The sequence below is a fragment of the Psychrobacillus sp. FSL K6-1267 genome (genome assembly GCF_038003265.1).
GTDB lineage: Bacteria > Bacillota > Bacilli > Bacillales_A > Planococcaceae > Psychrobacillus > Psychrobacillus faecigallinarum.
The window spans coordinates 422,505-442,423 of record NZ_JBBOOR010000001.1 but is presented as its reverse complement, the minus strand read 5'-3'; the positions used below and the strand labels follow the sequence as shown (position 1 = coordinate 442,423).

The following is a 19,919-nucleotide window of genomic DNA, read 5'->3' as shown; positions in this document are numbered from 1 at the left end:
TCTTAAACATTAATTCAGCCAGGATAACGTTTATCGGTAGCGGAAGTATTTTTTGTCTTACTATGATTTTTTTCATCCTTCACTTTTTGGTTTAATTCTTCCATAGGTATCGGATCGACATTTTTCATTTCTTCGTCTCTATCAAAAATACTTTCTTTCTCTGTATCCAGTAAATCTGGATTATCCAAAATACGTCCAGGAATATCTTGTCTTTCAGAATCTTTATCCTTGTTAATTGAATGATTTTTATCCATCTTTACTCACTCCTTCGTGGTTTCTATTTATATAACCTCTCTTAAATTTAATAAACATTTTTAGAAAATATTGATAGTATACAAGACTATAGTCTCACCGCTATATATATTGAACTATTTTTGTAAATTACTCTCTTTTTTTTATTTTTTCCTTTATCCCAGGAATTTTTTGCTGTAATTTATACTTATTTTTATAACCTGGGACTAATTTCTACAAAAATAATAGTATAATACTATATTTATTTATTCTGAAATTGAGCACATAAGATTACAGTAAATAAATGGATAAGTATCTTAATGATTACTTTTCTTTCCAAATTGATTTATTTAAGTAAAATGTTTGCTTACACACTCTATTTTAAATGTTCTGAATATATGATAAGTTCAAATAGACATTATGAAAATATGAGGAGGAAAGGGAATTGGGAATTAAGAAAAATACTACTATTCTAGCTGTGGTCACTTCACTTATGTTCAGTACGACATCTGTTGGTTTGGCAAGTCCAGCATCTGCTAAACAGATTGAAAAACAACTCACCAATACTCAGGTTCAAAGATTACCACAAATACCAGAGAGGTTACTAGTTCCTGAGAATCCTAGCGAAAAAGTTCGAATCATTGTCGAACTCGAGAAGGCTCCGGCAATTGAGACTGCGACAAAAAAAGGAGTTCTCTACAAAAATTTATCTAAGTCTGAAAGAAAGTCTGTCGAATCTGCTATTGAAACAGACCAACGAAATGTAAAGGATAAAGTTAAGAGAGTTTCAAAGAATATACAATACAAAGAAGAATTTAATGCTATATTTAATGGCTTCTCGGCAGAGGTAGATGCTAGAGATGTTGCTGGTATTGGATTGATTGACGGCGTTAAACGAGTGTATGAATCTACTGAATATGACCGTCCGAAAATAACACCACAGATGGTTCATTCGAAGGAACTTGTACAAGCGCAGCTAGCATGGGAGAAATACTCCTTTAAAGGAGAAGGCATGGTTGTAGGTGTTATCGATACGGGAATTGACCCTAACCACCGCGATATGATTCTTTCAGATGAAAATACGGGGGAAATAACTTCTGCAGAAGTAAGCACATTATTAAGTGATGGCTCTATTGAACCTGGCTTGTATTTCACTCCTAAGGTTCCATTCGGTTATAACTATATGGATGAAAATACAGAAATTCGTGACATCGGTCCCGACGCTTCAATGCATGGGATGCATGTATCCGGTACTGTAGGTGCTAATGGGGATGAAGAAAACGGCGGTATCAAGGGGGTTGCTCCAGAGGTACAGCTTCTTGCACTTAAAGTATTTGGTAACGACCCATTGTTCCCTTCCACATACGGAGATGTTTATGTTAAAGCAATGGACGATGCTATTAAGCTAGGCGCGGATGCTTTAAATATGTCTCTTGGATCTACTGCCGGATTTGTTGATAGTAACAGCCCTGAGCAGCAAGCAGTTACTCGTGCACAGGATAATGGTTTACTTGTAGCAATATCTGCAGGTAACTCTGACATGTTTGGTTCTGGTACTTGGTATCCATATGCCTCTAACCAAGACTACGGATTAACTGGTTCTCCTTCTGTTTCGGAAGATTCATTTGGTGTTGCTTCTTACGAAAATGATTCTATCACTGCTTCTAGCTTCCAATATGCTTTTGATGGAGCCGAAAGCGGTCAAGCAATGTTCTTATTGGCAAATGACAAGGATCCTGCTTCTCTACCTGCCGATTCTTACGAAGTAGTGGAAGCTGGGCTCGGTACACCTGAGGACTTCGCTGGTAAAGATGTATCCGGAAAGTTTGCTTTAGTTTCCCGAGGTAGTATTTCATTTGTAGAAAAAGGTTTAAATGCTCAAGAAGCTGGTGCTGTAGGAGTTATTATCTATAACAATGCAGAGGGAACTATTAATATGGCTTCCGACCCTGCTATTCGCATTCCATTTATGTCTGCTTTACAAGCTGATGGACTAGCTATCAAAGCTGGCATTGATGCTGGAAAAACAGTCACAGTATCATTTGATGGAGAGTATATTGATACTCCAAACCCATCTAAAGGTAAAATGAGTTCATTTACATCTTGGGGACCAACACCTAACTTAGATTTCAAGCCTGAAATTACAGCTCCTGGTGGTAACATTTTTTCAACTTTAAATGATGATAACTATGGACTAATGAGTGGTACGTCTATGGCTGCTCCTCATGTTGCTGGTGGTACTGCATTAGTATTGGAACGTGTAAATGAAGAATTTGGATTAACTGGTGCAGAACGTGTTCAGTTTGCTAAAAACCTTATGATGAACACAGCTAAGCCGATTGAGTTAAAAGCTGGAGAATATGTGTCTCCACGTCGTCAAGGGGCTGGGATTATGCAACTTGCAAATGCTTTAGAAACAGATGTATTAGTAACTAATTCATCCACTGGTGAAGCAAAAGTTGCACTAAAAGAAATTAGCGGAAGTCAATTCAACTTCTCTTTAAAAGCTAAAAATTATAGCGATGAAGCTAAAACTTATAACGTCGATGTTCAATTACAAGTAGATCGTCCAGTAAATGCTGGAGCAAACTACGTAACTATTCCTAATAATGAAGCTTACGGCTCCTATGTTTTAGAGGAATCAGATGCTAGCATTTCAGTTCCTGCTACTGTCACGGTTCCTGCTAATGGGGAAACTACCATTCAGGTTTCCGTTGATGCTTCTAACTCTGATTGGTTATACCAATATTTCCCTAATGGCTACTTCATTGATGGTTTCGTACGCTTGACTGACCCATCGGAAGAGACTTCTGGAAATGTACCATTAACTGTCCCATTCTTTGGCTTCAATGGTTCTTGGGACGATGCACCAATCTTTGATGAGTTCCTTTGGGAGGATTTAACTTATTGGGGATTCCAAGCATTAGCTGATGACAAAGGTGACTTTATCAATGGATCTTCTTTAAGCGAAGAATTCGATCCTACTAAATTTGCATTCTCCCCTAACGGAGATGGCACATTAGACAAAGTGATTCCTGTTTATTCTCTAATGCGTAATGTGAAGGACTTCCAAATAAATATATTAGATGCAAATGGTAAGAAACTCCGTACCATTCGTACTGAAAAATATTTAAGAAAACACTACATCTCTACTAATGCATACACGTTCTCTAGCGTTAATGCATGGGATGGAATGATCAATGGAAAACCTGCTGCAGATGGTCAATATAAGATTCAGCTTAGAGGTGTCATTGATCATGCAGGTGCCGAATGGCAAACTATTGAGTACCCTATTATCTTAGATACAAAGGCTCCTACTGCAGAAATTACATTTGATGCAAAAACAAAAACACTGACCCTTGCTAATGCAAGCGACCAAGGTGTTGGAATCGATCGTATCGAAGTTTACTTAAATGATGAAGAAATTACAGAAGCTGCAACACTTGAGAGCTATGTAGTAGAGCAAGCTAAAACTGGAGATAAGATAACAGTTAAAGTATGGGATATCGCTGGAAACTCTACAGTAGAAGAAATTGTTGTAGAAGATGCACCTGAGACTGAACCAGCTCCGGAGGAAGAAACAAAGGAGCCAGTTATCTTTATCCAATCACCTGAGTTTTTCGGCTACTATCAGACTGGTGATGTTTTAGTAGAAGGAACAGTAGAAGATGACTCTAAGATTAAGTCATTAAAAATCAATGGAGTACCTGCTAGTTCATTTGATGGAAAAGCATTCTCTCATACCTTGTCCTTAAAAGATGGAGTACAAAGTGTAAACGTAGAAGCTATTGACGAATTCGACAATAAAATGGCGATTACTCGCAAAATCATTGTAGATACTCAAAAACCAACTGTAGAAGCTGTGAAGAAATCTCTTCCAAAAGGGAAACTTAATGCTGATGCAGAAAATCCTGTTATTCAAGTGAAGGTTGGAGATAACTTCGACGAAGTCCGTCTGTATCTAAATGATAGCGAAGTCTTCTATAACCCAGTTTCTTCACCATACGCTATGAATGGCTATAGTAAAACTGTAGATGTGGAGCTTCCTTTAGAGGAAGGAAGCAATGAATTTGTATTAAAAGTAGTAGATTTAGTAGGTCATGAATCTACACAAACCATTACAGTTGAAAAGAAAGTGAATGGTAGTGGGAATAGTAACGGAAATGGGAACGGCAATGGCAATGGCAATGGAAATGGAAATGGTAAAGGAAAAAGCAATTAAGTTTTTAAAATTATAGCATTCTATATTTTTAAGCCAATCATGATTAGTCATGATTGGCTTTTTCATTTGAGCAATCATTCTCTGTTTATTCTTTGAGGCCAAGTCACTGTATTTAGACAAATAATTTGAAAAGTTCTTTGAAAAAGGCTATGTAGAAATTATCTACATAGCCTTCTAATTAAATTTTCATCTCTGCGTAATATGCATTTAATTCCTGATAATATTTGTTTAATGAAGAAGTTGAAACGTCAAAAGCTTCTGCAATTTCTTTCACTGTAAAGCCTAATGGCTCAAAGAAGCCATTTTCTTGCCCAAATCGAATTGCTCCCGCAGCTATAGCCACTTCTTTTCTTGCATTTGGCTGTTGCTCAAACAAATAATCTTCTACCACTTCTATTAACTTCTTATATTCTCGACTATTTTTTTCAAGAAAATCCATAGCCTGTTGGAGTACCCCTGCTTCAAAAAATGTGTACTCTCCGCCCTCATAGCCGTTTTCTCCAAGAGCGATCCAAAGCTTCATACCATTCTCTTTTAGGAAAACTTGCTCAGTCGTATCATCGAGTGCTTTAAATTTTTTCGTAAAGTCTTCAAATACTACCTTGTGGTCAGTAGGGAAAAATACAAGACTAGAGACAGCCAAGTAGTGACCGTCTCCTTGTCCATCTGGCAGTATAAAACAATATATATGCATTCCAACGGGAACAGGCTTATCATTTTCTCTTCTTAATAAAATCGTTTCATTAGACAATACATGTTTAACGGTCAAGTACTGCTCTTCTACAACAGTTACTTCTCCTACAAGTGCACGTGGTTCATTCCAGCTATCTAGTACCTTTAACGTGGAAGGTCTAGCTATTTTCTTTCTTTGTTTTTCTAGATATCCTGTCCAAATATCTATACGTTGGTGAAAGAAGAACTCATCCATTGCTATAGCTTCTATCATTTCTTGCTCCATAAAGTTCTTCAAGGATTTGGTCCACTCAGTTGCAAAATCACCGAAAGCAGCATAATCCTTTCTTTCTGGATATTCATCATAGAAGGTTTGTAGCACACGTTCTAATTCTTCGGTTTTTACTTCTTCTATAGAAATAGTCTCTTTAGACTCACAGCACTTTTTATATTTTTTTCCACTACCACATGGACAAGGATCATTTCGTCCTACCATTTAAAACACTTCCTTCTTGTTTACTAAGTGCTTATTTTAACACGAAATACACCTTAAATTAAAATCTCCTTTGAAATAGTTAAATGGGACTGACTAAAAAACATAACTCTATAAAAATCAATTCCGCACTCCGTTCAATTCCTTGGTAAAGAAATGACGAATAAAGTACCCTCTTTTCCATTGCTCGTTACTTCTACTTTGCCACTATGCAAATCAACAATTTCCTTTACAATCGCTAAACCCAAACCAGAACCATCTTTTGTTCGAGAACTATCTATACGATAGAATCGTTCAAAAATCTGGTTTATTTCCTCTACTTCCATACCAATTCCACTATCCTGAAAGGATATATTTACATATTCATTATCTTCTATAACTCTTATAGAAATTTCTCCATTAGCCATATTATATTTAATAGCATTTGTTAGTACGTTATCCCAAACATTTTCCAACAGATCTGCGTCTCCATAAAACATAACTGGTTCCATTTCATAAGAAAGATCAATATTCTGTTCCTCTAGTCGCCATCTATATTTATAAATGACTTCCTTGAGCTGTTCATCTAATTTGAAGTTCGATTTTCTGACAGGTCTCGCAGATTGGTCAAGTGATGTTAATAATAACAATTGCTTAGTCAGATTAGATAATCTTTTTGTTTCCTGTTCAATAACTTGTAGGTAGCTTTCTCTTTCTTCCATATTAAGATCAGTTGATTTTAACAAATCCGCATATCCTTGAATATTTAAAAGAGGTGATTGAAAATCATGTGACACATTACTTATAAAAGCCTTTCTGGACTCATCGTTAAGCTCGAGCTGCTTAACCATATTAGAGAAATTTCTAGCTAGTTGCCCAAGCTCATCTTTACGTGTAATGTCTAAATCTACTCGATAGTTCTCTTCCATTACGTGTTTGGTTGCATCATTCAATTGCTTAATCGGTTTAACGAGTTGCTGTGCCAATACTAGCATAGAAGTTAGAATTATTACTGCAAGTGCAAGTAAGAAGCCGAGTAGTAACAGGTGCATGTCAGAGAACAATAACTGATTATTTGGTCGAATAAATAAACCGTAAACCATCCCTTCATGCTCGTAGGGAATACCAACTGTATTACTAACACTATTCGCATAATGATTAAAGATAAAAAGTTTGCCTTGATAATCACGCATACCGTGATAAATATTTCCATTTAATACTTGGAAACGGGTTTCATCGCTTAGCTCCTTGTCCGAAAATGGTTCTCCAAATGAATATTCTTCCCCCTTTTCATTAATGACATAAGCTTGATAGCCCAGCTTAGTAATAGATTCTAAATATTTATCAAAACCTCCTCCGTGCATTTCCTCTAATACAGTAGTGATTTCTATTGCTACTTCTACGTTCTTCTCATCATTTTTTTCTTTAATTTGAATGTTATAAACCAGACTCACAATTAGTAATCCAGCTAAAATACTAATCGTAATAATAAATAAAGTCGCTAATGTATATTGTCTATATAAAGATCTCATTGTGCCCTCACATCCAACTTATATCCAATCCCACGAAGCGTTTGAATCTCCATCAAGGCCCCCGCACGCTCTAATCTTTGCCTTAAACGCTTAATATGTGTATTTAACGTTTGATCATCTCCTTCATAATCATAGCCCCATACTTTTTCCATTAAATTAGTCCTTGTGAAAACCTGTTCTGGCTTGGAAGATAATACGCTTAAGAGCTCAAACTCCTTCAAAGGTAGTAAGAGGGTTTGTTTTCCTACTGTAACCTCATGTGTAGAGCGATTTATCGTAACGTTTCCAATCATCATAATTGGCTTGAAGGTCTTGTCGAGTCTACGTAAGATTACAGCAATTCTATATAGTAATTCCTTTGGTTCAAAGGGCTTTACTAGATAGTCATCTGAGCCTGCTAAAAAGCCCTGTTCCTTATCTTCCAAGGCTCCTTTAGCAGTTAGTAAAATTACTGGTATGTCATATTCCTCACTTAAAATTCTTGTTAAAGCAAAGCCGTCCATCCCTGGCATCATTACATCAACTAACGCTAAGTCTGCCCAGCTATCCTTTAATAAAGCAAGAGCTTCCTCTCCATTTTTTGCTGCAATTACTTCATAACCAGCCCTCTTTAAGTGAATCATCACTAGTGTTTGTATATTTAAATCATCATCCACTATTAAAATATTCATTGAATTTCCTCCTGCCCTCTGTACTATCCATATTACTAATTAAATTATACTTTCTATTTTAAAAAGAGGGTTGTTTTGTAAGTTCACCTTACAAACACCCTCTTTTTCGCTTCCTTGGTCTAGCTAGCTTATGTGCCTCACCCTTCAGGGTCAAATCGTAAAAAGCTCCGGTGGCTGGGGGGCTGCCTCCTCGCTTTTCTCCATTTGCCTGTCGGGGCAGAGACAGGCGCTTACGCTTTTCTTGTTGTCTAACTTCAGCGCCTTGCCCCTCGGGGTCAAATGAAAAAAAGCTCCGGTGGCTGTGGGGCTGCCTCCTCGCTTTTCCCCATTTGCCTGTCAGGGCAGAGACAGGCGCTTACGCTTTTCTTGTTATTTTTTATCTTTTTCGTACATAAGTATTAAGGATGGAAGTAGCATTCCTCGTACTAGGAATGTATCGATAATTATTCCTATTGAGACGATAAAGCCAAATACGAATAAATCCGCTATGGGCATAGTGGTCAATGCCGCAAAAGTTGCTGCAAGAATTATACCTGCGGAAGAAATTACACCACCTGTATTACGTATAGCAATTTCAAGTGCTTCCTTAACCTTGTGAGTTTTACGTTCTTCAATAAATCTCGAAACTAAAATTATATTGTAATCTATACCAAGTGCAACTAAGAAGATGAAGGCATAAACTGGAACTCGGGTACTTAAAGCATCATAGCCGAATAATATATCTATTAAGAAAATACCTAGCCCTAACGCTGATAAGTACGAAAGGAGAATGGTTGCCATCATGTATATAGGCATCTTCCATGAGCGAGTAAGCACAAATAATAGAGCTAATATTAATAATGTTTCCAAAATCACTATTTTATATATATCACTGTTGTTTATATTTCGTTCATCCACTATTTTTGCAGTAGTACCTGCAAAATGAATATCTCCATCAATTTGTGCTTTCTTTAGAATATCCTCTCCATTTGTGCGCATATCATCCATCTCATCAATTGCTTCAGCCGAATAAGGATTGATATCAAATACAAGATTATATTTTACTAAGGATTGATCATCATTGATATTACTTAACCGCACAGAAGCTACATTCTCTTGCTCCTCTAGTAATCTCCTTAAGTCTTCTACTTGCTCGTCTGAAAGATGAGAACTGCTTTCTACTAAAATAGAAGAAGGAGCAAGCTCTCCTTTGTCAAATTTGGATTCAACAATTTCATAGCCTACGCGAGATGGGAGGTCCTCTGGAAACGATTTGACTGTATCAAATTCAAAATCAAGATTGAACATATTAAGTGCCGTGATAATCATGAAAATAAAAACTAGACCACCTGATAAGAATGGCTTGTTGACTACAAACTTAGCAACCGGTCCCCAAATACCGTGTTTCACTTCTTTACGATCATCGAATTTAGGAACTTTGGGCCAAAATGCCTTGCGTCCAAATAAGGTAAATAGAGCTGGCACTAAGGTTACAGAAGCAATCATGATGATAAAAACTGCTGTCCCAAAAATTGGTGCAAAGTTTTGATAATCACGGAAATCTGCAAAGAACAGAATTAGCATTGCAGCTAGAACAGTCCCACCTGCAAATAATACTGGCTCTCCAGTAGCACGCATTGCATACTTCATAGCTTCATATTTACTTTCATAATGATTCAATTCTTCACGATAACGTGAAAATACAAATAACGAATAGTCAATAACGGCCGCGAATAATAAAATACTCATAATGGAGGTTGTAGAATTATTAATTTCTAGCCCTCCAGCTCCCATAAGAGCTATTGTTTGGTTAGCAACCTGATAAACAATAACAGTGGCAAGCAATGGAATAAAAGCAAGCAATGGAGATCTGTAAATAACTATTAGTAAAATTAAAATAATAAAAATTGTAGCAAAAATTAATTGTATATCTGCTTGTTCAAACAGCTTAACAGTATCACCGGCAATTCCAGCGGGTCCAGTAATATAAAACTGTATATTTCCTGTGCTTTCAGCAATATCATTCCCTATTTCTGAAGCCTTGTCATTAATATCAGCATATTCGGAACTCCCTAAACCAGGCTCAAGATTCATTGGAACAATCATAGTTGTATTATCTTCAGATTTAAAGGAATTGAGTGCAGACGCTGGTAATCCTTCAATATCAACAATTGTATCGATTCCATTAATTTTTTCTTCTTGAATACCTTGAATTATATTTATTACACTTTCAACGTCTACATTTCCATTTTCATTATGGAAAACTAGAATCCCGGGAGTTCCTTGGTCATTTGGGAAATATTCATCCAGTTTTTCGCTAGCGATAATAGAAGCTGCTTCGTCAGGTAAAGATTGAAAATTGGTTGCTTTGTAATCTCCAAGCTTAGGACCCGCACTTAAACCTATCATTAGGACTAGCCAAGCAATAATGGTAATCCACATACCTCTTTTAGTAGAAACCCAATCAGTAATCGGGTGTAAAAGTTTTTTCATAGAGTATTTCCTCCTTCAAATTTCCTTCAAAGGGTTAGTGTACATCTGTTATATGAACTCTCTATGAACTTTTCTTCTACTTTTTATTGTTTCTATTCAAATATGAATTATTCAAGTCAAAGTTTAATATTTACTTGTTTAATACTTATGAAATCATTAGACTGATTGCTTGAGAGGAGAGATTGAAATGGAAAAAACATGGAGTATACGACTAATTCGATTTGCTGCACTATTCGGCCTTTTTGGAACTTATCTTGGCTCGCATATGGCTGGTCAGATGGACTACTCATTAAGACCGATTCACGCTCACGTACTTTTAGTAGGGTGGTTATCTGTATTTGCATGGGGGATTTTCTATCAAGTATTTACAGTAAAGCATAAATGGATGGTTACTTTACAAAGTATAAGCGCCATGATTGGTGCATTAGGTTTAACTTTGGGGATGTGGATGTATAATATAAATCCATTCAACCTTAACGAAACATTGGTCATGGTCTTCTTTATCGTTGGAGGAACAATCTTACTTTTTGCATTTTTTATGTTTTTAGTTATCACCTTCTTTACGGAAAAATCAAATAAAGCATAAGGCAAAAAGAAGCTATCTCTGTTTAAACAATCTATTATTTTGTATATACAAAAGGTCCTTAAGTAAGTTTTACTTTAAGGACCTTTTTATTATTGCGCTGTATAACCACCATCTAAAACAATTGCTTGACCCGTCATTCCTTTGGCTGAATCACTTGCCAAGTACAAAGCCAAGTCTGTAATTTCTTGAACATCCAACAACCTTCTTTGAGGAACAAGTGGATATAGCACTTCTTCAAGCACCTGCTCTACTTCAATATTCCTTGTCTTTGCTAAATCTTTAAACTGATTGCGTACAAGAAGGGTATCTACATAACCTGGACATATTGCATTCACTGTTATTCCATCGGCTGCAGTCTCTAATGCTGCTACCTTCGTTAAACCGATAACTCCATGCTTAGCCGAATTATATGCGGCCTTTCCAGCAAATCCTATTAATCCATTTATAGAAGCCATGTTAAGAATTCGACCAAACTGTTGTTTTTTCATATATGGCAATGCATGCTTCATCGCTACAAAAGGAGCTGTAAGCATTATTTTTATTAGCAATTCAAACTTCTCTGTTGGGAAATCTTCTATATACGATACATGTTGCATCCCCGCATTGTTTATCAGTATATCTATTCTCCCAAATGATTTTACTGTATATTCGATTGCATTTTTAATGTCCTCTTCTTTCGTTACATCACAGACGATTCCCTTTACTGGCCCATTTAGAGTGAAGACAGCTTCGTCTAATGACTCGCGATCCACATCAGAAATAATCACGCTCGCTCCGGCCTCTAAAAATGCCTTAGCCACATCAAAGCCAATTCCTCTGGCTGCCCCAGTTATAAATACAACTTTATCCTTCACTTGAAATCCCCCAATCCTTAAATTGCAGTCCAGCCGCCATCAACTTTTAAGGTTTCTCCTGTAACGAAGTTCGCCAAATCAGATGCTAAGTATAGTACTGCACCAGAGATATCCTTCGGCTGAGAAAGTCCCTTTAAGAGAATGCGATTTTCCACATCCTTTTTAAAAGCTTCATCTTCAAACATCTTGGCAGTCAATTCTGTTTCTATAAATGTTGGTGCTACTGCATTAACGTTTATGCCAAGCTTTGCCCACTCAACTGCAAGTGCTTTCGTTAATTGGACTAGACCACCCTTACTAGAACAATACGCTGCTCTATTGTAATAGCCTACAAATGCCATCTGAGATGCTATATTTATAATTTTACCATTTTTTTGTTTACTCATGTATTTAGCCGCTGCTTGGCTTGTAAAGAACACAGATTTTAAGTTTAAGTCTAAGACAGTATCCCAGTCAGCCTCTGTTACTTCTAAGGCAGGCTTTGCAATATTTACTCCAGCATTATTTATAAGTATATCTATTGTTCCAAATTCTTTTGCAGTCGTTTCAATTAGATTTTTAATGTTCTCGATTATACTTAAATCTCCTTGTACTGCCATACATCGATTATTATAATTTTTTAGTTCTTTCAGCGTTTCCTCTAACACCTGATTATCTCGACCAGAAATTACAACATTTGCTTTTAACTTAGCAAATGTCAGGGCTATATCTTTCCCTATCCCTTTACTACCGCCTGTTACGATTACTGTTTTATGCTCTAATTCAGAAAAGAAGTTATTCATTGCTACCTCCTAACTTCAAGTCACCCTTAAGAAAATGAATAAGCATTTGTTCACGTTCCACATTTTTTAACATAGAGAATTGCTCGTCCCATGAATAGAACCCTTCACCACTCTTGTCTCCAAACTTATTCTCTTCCACTAACTGTGTGAGCACGCGACCAGATTTTTGATCGGTACTCAAATCCTCAAATAGATAATTTGAAATAGCTGAAAAAACATCAAGCCCTCCCAAATCTGCTGTCATTAATGGACCAGTTATCGGAAGACGACGCCCTATGCTATAAGTTACTGCAGCATCTATGTCCTCTTTAGTCGCTACACCTGCATCAAGTAGTGATTGGGCTTCTCGAAATAACGCATACTGTAAACGATTTCCTATAAACCCTGGTATCTCTCTATTCAGTAATACTGGTTTCTTATTCATATGTTGTAGTACCTGCATAGCTCGCTGAACTGTACCATTATCCGTCTTTTCACCTTTTACGACTTCAACTAGCGGGATTAGATGACCGGGATTCCAAAAGTGAGTTACAACAAAACGATTAGGGTAATCCATTCCCTCTGCTAGCAAACTTGGCATGAAGCCAGAGGTATTGCTTGCAATAATTACGTCTTTATCAACTAGTTCCTCTAATTTTTTGTACATGCCCTTTTTAAGATCTAGTACTTCAGGTATTACTTCAATAATAAAGGTTGCTTCTTTTACAACCTCTTCTAGAGAAGGAGATAACACAATGAGGTCCATAATGCGTGACGCTTCTTTTTCATCAAACAATTCATTATCCTTCATCACTTTCAATTTATTGTGGAGACCTTTTTTAGCAATCTCTAAGTCCTGTTCACTAACTCCATATACCTTTACCTGCATGCCTGCCCAAGCTGCGGATAGAGCAATAGAGTGCCCCATCGTTCCACAACCTAAAATTGATACGATTTCCATTTGTTCACACCCCTTAATTGTTTCTATAACAATCAATACCCAACAAACATCATACTTATGTTTGTCGGGTATTATAATGTATTATTAAATCCCTACTCCAAAGGAGAATAGAATTACGGCTAATATTACACCGAGAATCGGTACAACAACTGTTAAAGCACCAAAGGCCGGGTAAGCATCCTTATGCGTTTCTCCACAGATAGAGCGAATGGTAGTAACAACATAGCCTCCTTGTGGCAACGAATCTAGAGACCCAGAAGAAATGGCCACGGATCTGTGAAGGGCTTCTGCATTTACGCCTAGGTCTAAATAATGTGGGGCCAAAAGAGGTAAGGCTATAGCTTGCCCACCCGATGATGATCCCGTTAAACCTGCAATAACCGCCACAGCAACTGCTCCCCCAATCAGAGGACTACCTGGAATAGATGTCATTACATCAACCGCCGATTCAAATGCTGGGGTTGCCTTTACTACACCCCCAAAACCTACAACAGCAGCAGTATTTGCAATGGCGATTACAGCTCCCATTGCCCCTTCTGCAACAGCTCCACCGAAATTATGAAAATACTTTTTGTTTAACAGGTAGGTAGCAAGAATACCACCAGACAAGGCAATGATTAATGCTGACGTTTCAAGCTCTTTATGTAAGAAAAACGAGATGATTAACACTACGCCTAAAGGAACCATACTTAGTAAAGGATTAGGCAACTCTTTACGAGCAACCGTCGTTACATCTGATTCCCTACTAACAAACTTTTCTCCATTAGCCATTGCTTTTTTAATCATTTTTTTCAGCCACCAATAACCAAACGCCATCATGAAAACAGCTACAATAAAACTAACTTCCCATCCTGCATAAGGTGTTGTCTTTAAAAATGGGATAGGAATCCAGTTTTGAATTTCTGGTGATCCCGCTGATGTCATAGTAAAGGTTGTAGAACCAAAACCAAGTGCAGCCGGTATAAACCTTCTTGGCAAATCCGCTTGTTTAAATAAACTTAAAGCCATTGGATAAACGGAGAATGCCACGACAAACAAACTTACTCCCCCATAAGTTAAAACAGCACAGGCAATCACTACAGCTAACGCTGCACGTTTAATACCTATTTTGCTGACGATCCATTGGGACACACTATCTGCTGCCCCGCTATCCTCCATGACTTTACCAAAAATGGCACCAGCTAAGAACATTAGCCACCAAGAAGCTATGAAGCTAGTAAACCCTCCCATGTAATTAGTTAAGAAATTGGCAGCACCTTCCTCTACAAGCTGCGGAAACAACGGAAGCCCATTAAATACCCCAACTAGCAGTGCTGTGAGTGGTGCGGCAATGAGAAGGTTCATTCCCTTCATAGTTAAATAAATCAATAAAGCTAGCCCACCGAATAACCCTATGAGACCTAACATACTTTCTCCCCCTAAACCCCTAAGAATTATTTATTTCCGTATCTTCTTACTCTTAGTAACGCCTGCTCAGCATGTCCAGCAAAGTTCTCTAACTGACATAAGCGTGCAGCATACTCCCCTATATATGCACTTGCCTCTGGTGTTACTTTTTGATAGGTTACTGTTTTAATAAACTTACCTACCCATAAACCGCCCGTATATCTTGCCGCACCCTTAGTCGGTAGCGTATGATTCGTACCAATTACTTTATCCCCATAGGCCACATTTGTTTCTGGTCCTAAGAAAAGACAGCCATAGTTGGTCATATTTTCTAAGAAGTAGTTTGGGTCCTCTGTTAAGATTTCTACATGTTCAAATGCCAGACGGTCTGCTTCCACTCGTGCTTCCTCAATAGAATCTACAAGTAAGATTTGTCCGTAATCCTCCCACGATACTCCAGCAACATCTGCTGTAGGCAAAACTTGTAGCTGGCGTTCAATTTCTTTCAAAGTTTCTTCTGCAAGTTTCTCCGATGTTGTTATTAAAGCACCTGGAGAGGTCGGACCATGTTCTCCTTGACCAAGAATATCTGTAGCAACCATTTCAGCGTCCGCTGTATGGTCTGCCACCACTAACGTTTCAGTCGGACCAGCAAATAAGTCAATTCCCACACGTCCATAAAGCTGACGTTTTGCCTCTGCAACAAATGCATTACCCGGCCCTACGATCATATCTACTGCTTTGATAGATTCTGTTCCAATGGCCATGGCTGCCATAGCTTGAATACCACCTAGCAAGTAAATTTCATCTGCACCAGCTAAAGACATAGCAGCAATAGTGGCATGTGGAATTTCCCCGTTAATAGGCGGGGTACATGCGATTACTCGTTTTACACCTGCAACTTTTGCAGTTAAAACACTCATATGAGCCGAAGCCACCATTGGGTAACGTCCTCCTGGAATATAGCAACCCACACTATTGACTGGTATATTTTTATGTCCTAAAGTAACTCCTGGTATATTTTCTACTTCCACATCATGCATGGATGCTAGTTGTGCCTCAGCAAATTCACGTATATTTTTTTGGGCAAATTTTATATCCTCTAATACCTCTGAAGGTACTTTAGCTACGATTTCTTCAATTTGTTTTGTGGATAAACGAAATGTTTGAGGTGACCACTTATCAAACTTCTCTGATAATTCACGAACTGCTTGATCTCCTCTTGTTTCTACATCCTGTAAGGCTTCTGAAACTATTTGTGATACCTTTAAATCATTAGCACTTACCTCTTCTTGTGACTTTCCGGCCTTTATTACTTTAACCATTTGTTCTTCCTCCCCTTTGTTTGAAAACGCATTCAAAATCATTCATTTTATTTTTGCATACGTATGCAAAAAATATATACAAATAAGATTATTCTAAAAAAATCAATTAGTCAACTATTATATGTCGAATTTCGTACAATTAACCTTCCATCAACCTCTATATTTTTGGTGAAACCAGAGTATTCGTTGATTTCTGCGGTTAAATAATCAACTGTTCTTTTGACCATTTCATTTATTGGCTGCTCCCATGTTGTTAAGCTATACGATGGCCAAGCAGACATCTCAATATTATCGAAGCCAACAACCTTTACTTCATCTGGGACAGATATTTGATGTTTTTTTAAAGCATCAATCACACCCAGAGCCATAATATCATTCGCTACAAATATTGCCTCTGGTATTTTACCTTGAGAAACTATTTCCTCAATTGTTTCGTACCCGCCTTCATATGTATAATCGGAAATATATTTTTTATATTTCACTTCATTTTCTTCTAATACCGTTACAAAACCTTTCTCACGCTCTTTACTAGTCGATGTATTTTCATTACCCGAAATATAAATCATATTAGAGCAACCCGTCTTCAATAAGTACTGTGCAATCTGTTTACTTGCCTCTAAATTGTTACAGCAAACAGAAAAAAATTTATTACCAACAATTTTTCTATTAAATAACACTAAAGGAATTCTGTTGTTAAATAGATCTTCGTTTGCCTGTAAGGACAACGTTGCGTCAGTAATAATAACACCCGCAACATTATAATTAAGTAATGTATCGATATCATCTTTTTGAATCTCATCGTTATTCGTATACACAAACAAAATACTGTAGCCTAACTTTTTAAATGCGGTTGTAAATTGTTTTAAAACCTGTGGATAAAAAGGGTTTTGAACTCCCTTCATAACTAGACCAATTATCTTCGTTCTATTTGTTATTAGGCTACGAGCAAATTCATTCGGTCTATAACCCAATTCTTTTGCAGCAGCTAACACCTTCTCACGAGTCTTTTGAGATACAGTAGCTCCTTCAAAATACACACGTGAGACAGAAGATTGAGAAACACCAGCAAGCTTTGCCACGTCCTTTGCAGTAATTCCTTGTTTCACCTTACTCACTACCTTCTTAAAAATATTACTTATTTCAAACTATACAATGAGATTATATTTTTGGAAATAATAAACACTAATCTTCTTTTAAAGTTTAGTGTTTACTAACGAATTCAATCTTCTACTTCCTTACCTCCCTTAAAAAACAAAGAGCCTCCTACCAAAAGGACCCCACTAAAGAGAAATACGCCAATCATCCCGACAGAGCCACCAATTACGCCAAAAAAAGCTGGTGCGATTAATTGAAATAGACGATTAATAGTTATTCGTAGGCCTAAAACTTCTCCCGTACGTTCTGGTGGGGATGCATTATAGGTTGTTGTCATAGATATAGGCTGTCCACATCCAAGACCTAATCCCATCATAATAGCGAGAAAAGCAATAATGATGGAGGAACTAGTTAAAGGCAACAATAAAAAGGCAACCCCTGCAACAAATATAGATACAAATAATATAAATTCTCTCTTGTATATTTCTAAAAGCTTAGGCAACACAAAACGAACAAACATAGTTGCCAACCCTTGTAGAGCAATTATCCATCCTATAGTTGATGTAGACAAATTCATTTGTTTCCCTAGTAACGGAAAATATGCAACAAATATGTCCTTTGAATATAAAACCAAGGCACTTGAAAACAAAGCCTTTCGTATAAGCGGGCTTTCGAGAAGCTTTATCGAATCCAGCATTTTAGTAGGGGAGCTATGTATTTGACGCTCTACCTTGGGGATTCTTAGGGAAAAGACAATCCCTGCTAGTCCAATCCCTACACACGAAATGTATACAATTTGAAAGGAAATATGTTCCGACAAGTACCCCCCCATTAGAGGTCCTACTACCGCTCCAAATGCAACACAGAGACTAAACATGCTGAAATAATAATCTCTATTTTTTTTGGTTGTTTGATGTCCCAATTGATTTTGCAAAGCAATAGGAACACTTATATTTCCTATCCCTAAAAGCAGCTGACTTGCAAACAAAGACCAAATAGTAGAATAAACGGCAGGAACAATCATACCGGCAATCAAGCTGACAAAGCCTATAATAATGGGAAGCCTATCCCCTATCTTGTCTATAATTTTTCCGGCATGGATCGAAAATAATAATGGCAAAAAAGCAAATGTGGAAGTTAAAATACCAATGATCCAAATAGATGCTCCATACTCATCCGCGGAAAGAGTAATAACCGGTCTAGTTGCGTTTACTACAGTATGAAACAAGAATATTAACAATAAGACTCCTTTAAGATTCATTTCTCCCCCTCCATCCATAGATAGTAATTATTCAATTATTATACCAATACAATACTCTGAAACAAAAAATCATATAGAACTCTGCTTGAATGTACTCCTAGGTATTGGGTTCAACTATGGATTCACTGCTTACCGTTTGATAAAATAAATATGGTAACAAAATACATATCTATCACTTAAAATTACTGAAAGAAAGGACTAATAATATGGATGAATTGACAAAGGAAATTATGAAGTTCAATGAAGAAAGAGGCTGGGGTAGCAATACAGATGGTCGTGCTCGTAGTCTGGCTATATCTGTTTCATTAGAGGCAAGTGAGCTCTTAGAGCACTTTCAATGGCTTTCCTCTGAAGAAGCTATAGCAAATAATAAACAAGGTATTGAAGAAGAAGCAGCAGATGTTTTAATATACCTTTTACAGCTGGCGAACTTATTAGATATAGATTTAAAGGAAGCTGCAAAAAAGAAAATCCAGAAGAATGCGTTAAAATACCCTATACCTAACTAAAGTTGATCTACCACTATGAGATAACATGTATAGTGGTAGTTTTTATATTAAATATACTCATTAAACGTATGGATTACCTCTTGAACTAATGACCAAATCTCATATTATAATCAGGATCTACTATATACCAATACTGTATATCTCTTATAAAGGCTTGTTTTTCTTCTAGTGTTGCCTCTTGAAGAAATTGACGCATCCTTAATAACTCTTCTGCATCACTATTTTGACTCTCCAAAAATTCATATCTTTCTCCACTACTTTTCCCTATAACACCCAATCCATCAAAGGTAGTGATAACTACTTTATCCTCCCGTTTCCGCTTCGCTAAAGTAATAGTTGTAATAACATCTACCTTTTCTCCTAAAGGATAGATGTTTTTAATGCAGAGAAAACTTTTTCTTGTTATATTTTCCATGAAAATGGAAGATCGACTATATATTCATCTAGTATTGCCTTTTCTTGTTCTTTATTTGAAATAGTATTTAATTGCTCAAGCATTTCAGCATGAGGTACTGAAAATACTAGACTAATAAATCTCTGGAAATTGTTTGCTAAATAACGTATTGGTGGGTCGTTAGTAGGTGAAACGCATTTTCATTAAATCGGTAGTTTTATGAAAGTCGGTCAGAAAACCAAAATGAATCCCTCCTCCTCCACTTTCAGCAAACAGTATTAAATCAGGTGGTGTGATTGAGTAAGGAGAAGGCTCGGTAACTGGTCTGAATCCAATCATATCTATAGATAAATTTTCCTTAGTTAGATTCCTCTCTAACTGAATCAGCTGCAAGATTTCTTTCGGAATTAAGTAATTTCCATAAGCTACTTTTAAGTCATCAGACATAATCTTTGCTCCCTCTACATAATATTTATTAATTACCTATTCTAGAAACTTTACAAATACCCTTCCTA

17 protein-coding genes are annotated in these 19,919 nt (G+C 36.9%); 3 read left to right on the top strand and 14 right to left on the bottom strand.

Annotated elements, in window-relative coordinates:
• Nucleotides 1–14 precede the first annotated feature (14 nt).
• Nucleotides 15–254: a hypothetical protein gene (locus tag MHB55_RS02175; protein ID WP_144538547.1), complete on the bottom strand. Its 240-nt coding sequence runs from the start codon at nucleotides 252–254 to the stop codon at nucleotides 15–17.
• 422 nt (nucleotides 255–676) lie between these two features.
• Between MHB55_RS02175 and MHB55_RS02170 the strand changes: the two genes are divergently transcribed.
• Nucleotides 677–4,453, top strand: a complete 3,777-nt coding sequence (locus MHB55_RS02170; protein WP_340862462.1) for a S8 family serine peptidase — start codon at nucleotides 677–679, stop codon at nucleotides 4,451–4,453.
• Between the two features lie 178 nt (nucleotides 4,454–4,631).
• Here the strand turns inward: MHB55_RS02170 and MHB55_RS02165 are convergent, their stop codons facing one another.
• From MHB55_RS02165 to MHB55_RS02150, 4 genes are all read right to left on the bottom strand, one after another.
• Nucleotides 4,632–5,621 carry a YecA family protein gene (locus tag MHB55_RS02165; RefSeq protein ID WP_340862461.1) on the bottom strand — a complete coding sequence of 330 codons (990 nt, stop codon included), beginning with the start codon at nucleotides 5,619–5,621 and terminating at the stop codon, nucleotides 4,632–4,634.
• 134 nt (nucleotides 5,622–5,755) lie between these two features.
• The gene (locus MHB55_RS02160) at nucleotides 5,756–7,129 is read right to left on the bottom strand and encodes a sensor histidine kinase (protein ID WP_191696999.1); all 1,374 of its coding nucleotides are present in this window, start codon (nucleotides 7,127–7,129) and stop codon (nucleotides 5,756–5,758) included.
• Nucleotides 7,126–7,800: a response regulator transcription factor gene (locus MHB55_RS02155; RefSeq protein ID WP_340862460.1), complete on the bottom strand. Its 675-nt coding sequence runs from the start codon at nucleotides 7,798–7,800 to the stop codon at nucleotides 7,126–7,128. The genes MHB55_RS02160 and MHB55_RS02155 overlap by 4 nt, the downstream gene beginning before the upstream one ends.
• A 369-nt stretch (nucleotides 7,801–8,169) precedes the next feature.
• Nucleotides 8,170–10,272: an MMPL family transporter gene (locus MHB55_RS02150; protein ID WP_340862459.1), complete on the bottom strand. Its 2,103-nt coding sequence runs from the start codon at nucleotides 10,270–10,272 to the stop codon at nucleotides 8,170–8,172.
• Nucleotides 10,273–10,459: 187 nt separating this feature from the next.
• On the opposite strand from MHB55_RS02150, the gene MHB55_RS02145 reads away from it, so the two are divergent.
• Nucleotides 10,460–10,858: a hypothetical protein gene (locus MHB55_RS02145; RefSeq protein WP_151111505.1), complete on the top strand. Its 399-nt coding sequence runs from the start codon at nucleotides 10,460–10,462 to the stop codon at nucleotides 10,856–10,858.
• Between the two features lie 89 nt (nucleotides 10,859–10,947).
• Here the strand turns inward: MHB55_RS02145 and MHB55_RS02140 are convergent, their stop codons facing one another.
• From MHB55_RS02140 to MHB55_RS02110, 7 genes are all read right to left on the bottom strand, one after another.
• Entirely contained in the window at nucleotides 10,948–11,712 is a 765-nt protein-coding gene (locus MHB55_RS02140; protein WP_151111507.1) for a 3-hydroxybutyrate dehydrogenase, read from the bottom strand.
• 17 nt (nucleotides 11,713–11,729) lie between these two features.
• Nucleotides 11,730–12,494: an SDR family NAD(P)-dependent oxidoreductase gene (locus MHB55_RS02135; protein WP_151111509.1), complete on the bottom strand. Its 765-nt coding sequence runs from the start codon at nucleotides 12,492–12,494 to the stop codon at nucleotides 11,730–11,732.
• On the bottom strand, nucleotides 12,487–13,434 hold the full coding sequence (locus MHB55_RS02130) for a 3-hydroxyacyl-CoA dehydrogenase family protein (RefSeq protein ID WP_151111511.1): 948 nt from the start codon (nucleotides 13,432–13,434) through the stop codon (nucleotides 12,487–12,489). Before MHB55_RS02130 ends, MHB55_RS02135 begins: the two co-directional genes overlap by 8 nt.
• 84 nt (nucleotides 13,435–13,518) lie before the next feature.
• Nucleotides 13,519–14,841, bottom strand: coding sequence for a GntP family permease (locus MHB55_RS02125; RefSeq protein WP_154311686.1), 1,323 nt, complete (start codon nucleotides 14,839–14,841; stop codon nucleotides 13,519–13,521).
• 26 nt (nucleotides 14,842–14,867) lie between these two features.
• Complete coding sequence (hisD, locus tag MHB55_RS02120) at nucleotides 14,868–16,145, bottom strand: histidinol dehydrogenase (RefSeq protein WP_340862458.1); 1,278 nt, start codon at nucleotides 16,143–16,145, stop codon at nucleotides 14,868–14,870.
• A gap of 110 nt (nucleotides 16,146–16,255) precedes the next feature.
• Nucleotides 16,256–17,251 (bottom strand): LacI family DNA-binding transcriptional regulator, encoded by a 996-nt coding sequence (locus MHB55_RS02115; RefSeq protein ID WP_340862457.1) that lies wholly within the window; start codon nucleotides 17,249–17,251, stop codon nucleotides 16,256–16,258.
• Nucleotides 17,252–17,364: 113 nt separating this feature from the next.
• Nucleotides 17,365–18,501 carry an MFS transporter gene (locus MHB55_RS02110; RefSeq protein ID WP_154311693.1) on the bottom strand — a complete coding sequence of 379 codons (1,137 nt, stop codon included), beginning with the start codon at nucleotides 18,499–18,501 and terminating at the stop codon, nucleotides 17,365–17,367.
• A gap of 206 nt (nucleotides 18,502–18,707) precedes the next feature.
• Between MHB55_RS02110 and MHB55_RS02105 the strand changes: the two genes are divergently transcribed.
• Nucleotides 18,708–19,010, top strand: coding sequence for a nucleotide pyrophosphohydrolase (locus tag MHB55_RS02105; protein ID WP_144538535.1), 303 nt, complete (start codon nucleotides 18,708–18,710; stop codon nucleotides 19,008–19,010).
• A gap of 85 nt (nucleotides 19,011–19,095) precedes the next feature.
• Here the strand turns inward: MHB55_RS02105 and MHB55_RS02100 are convergent, their stop codons facing one another.
• Together MHB55_RS02100 and MHB55_RS02095 are read right to left on the bottom strand one after the other, a co-directional pair.
• Nucleotides 19,096–19,425 carry a hypothetical protein gene (locus tag MHB55_RS02100; RefSeq protein ID WP_340862456.1) on the bottom strand — a complete coding sequence of 110 codons (330 nt, stop codon included), beginning with the start codon at nucleotides 19,423–19,425 and terminating at the stop codon, nucleotides 19,096–19,098.
• Between the two features lie 159 nt (nucleotides 19,426–19,584).
• On the bottom strand, nucleotides 19,585–19,851 hold the full coding sequence (locus MHB55_RS02095) for a hypothetical protein (protein WP_340862455.1): 267 nt from the start codon (nucleotides 19,849–19,851) through the stop codon (nucleotides 19,585–19,587).
• Nucleotides 19,852–19,919: the final 68 nt, after the last annotated feature.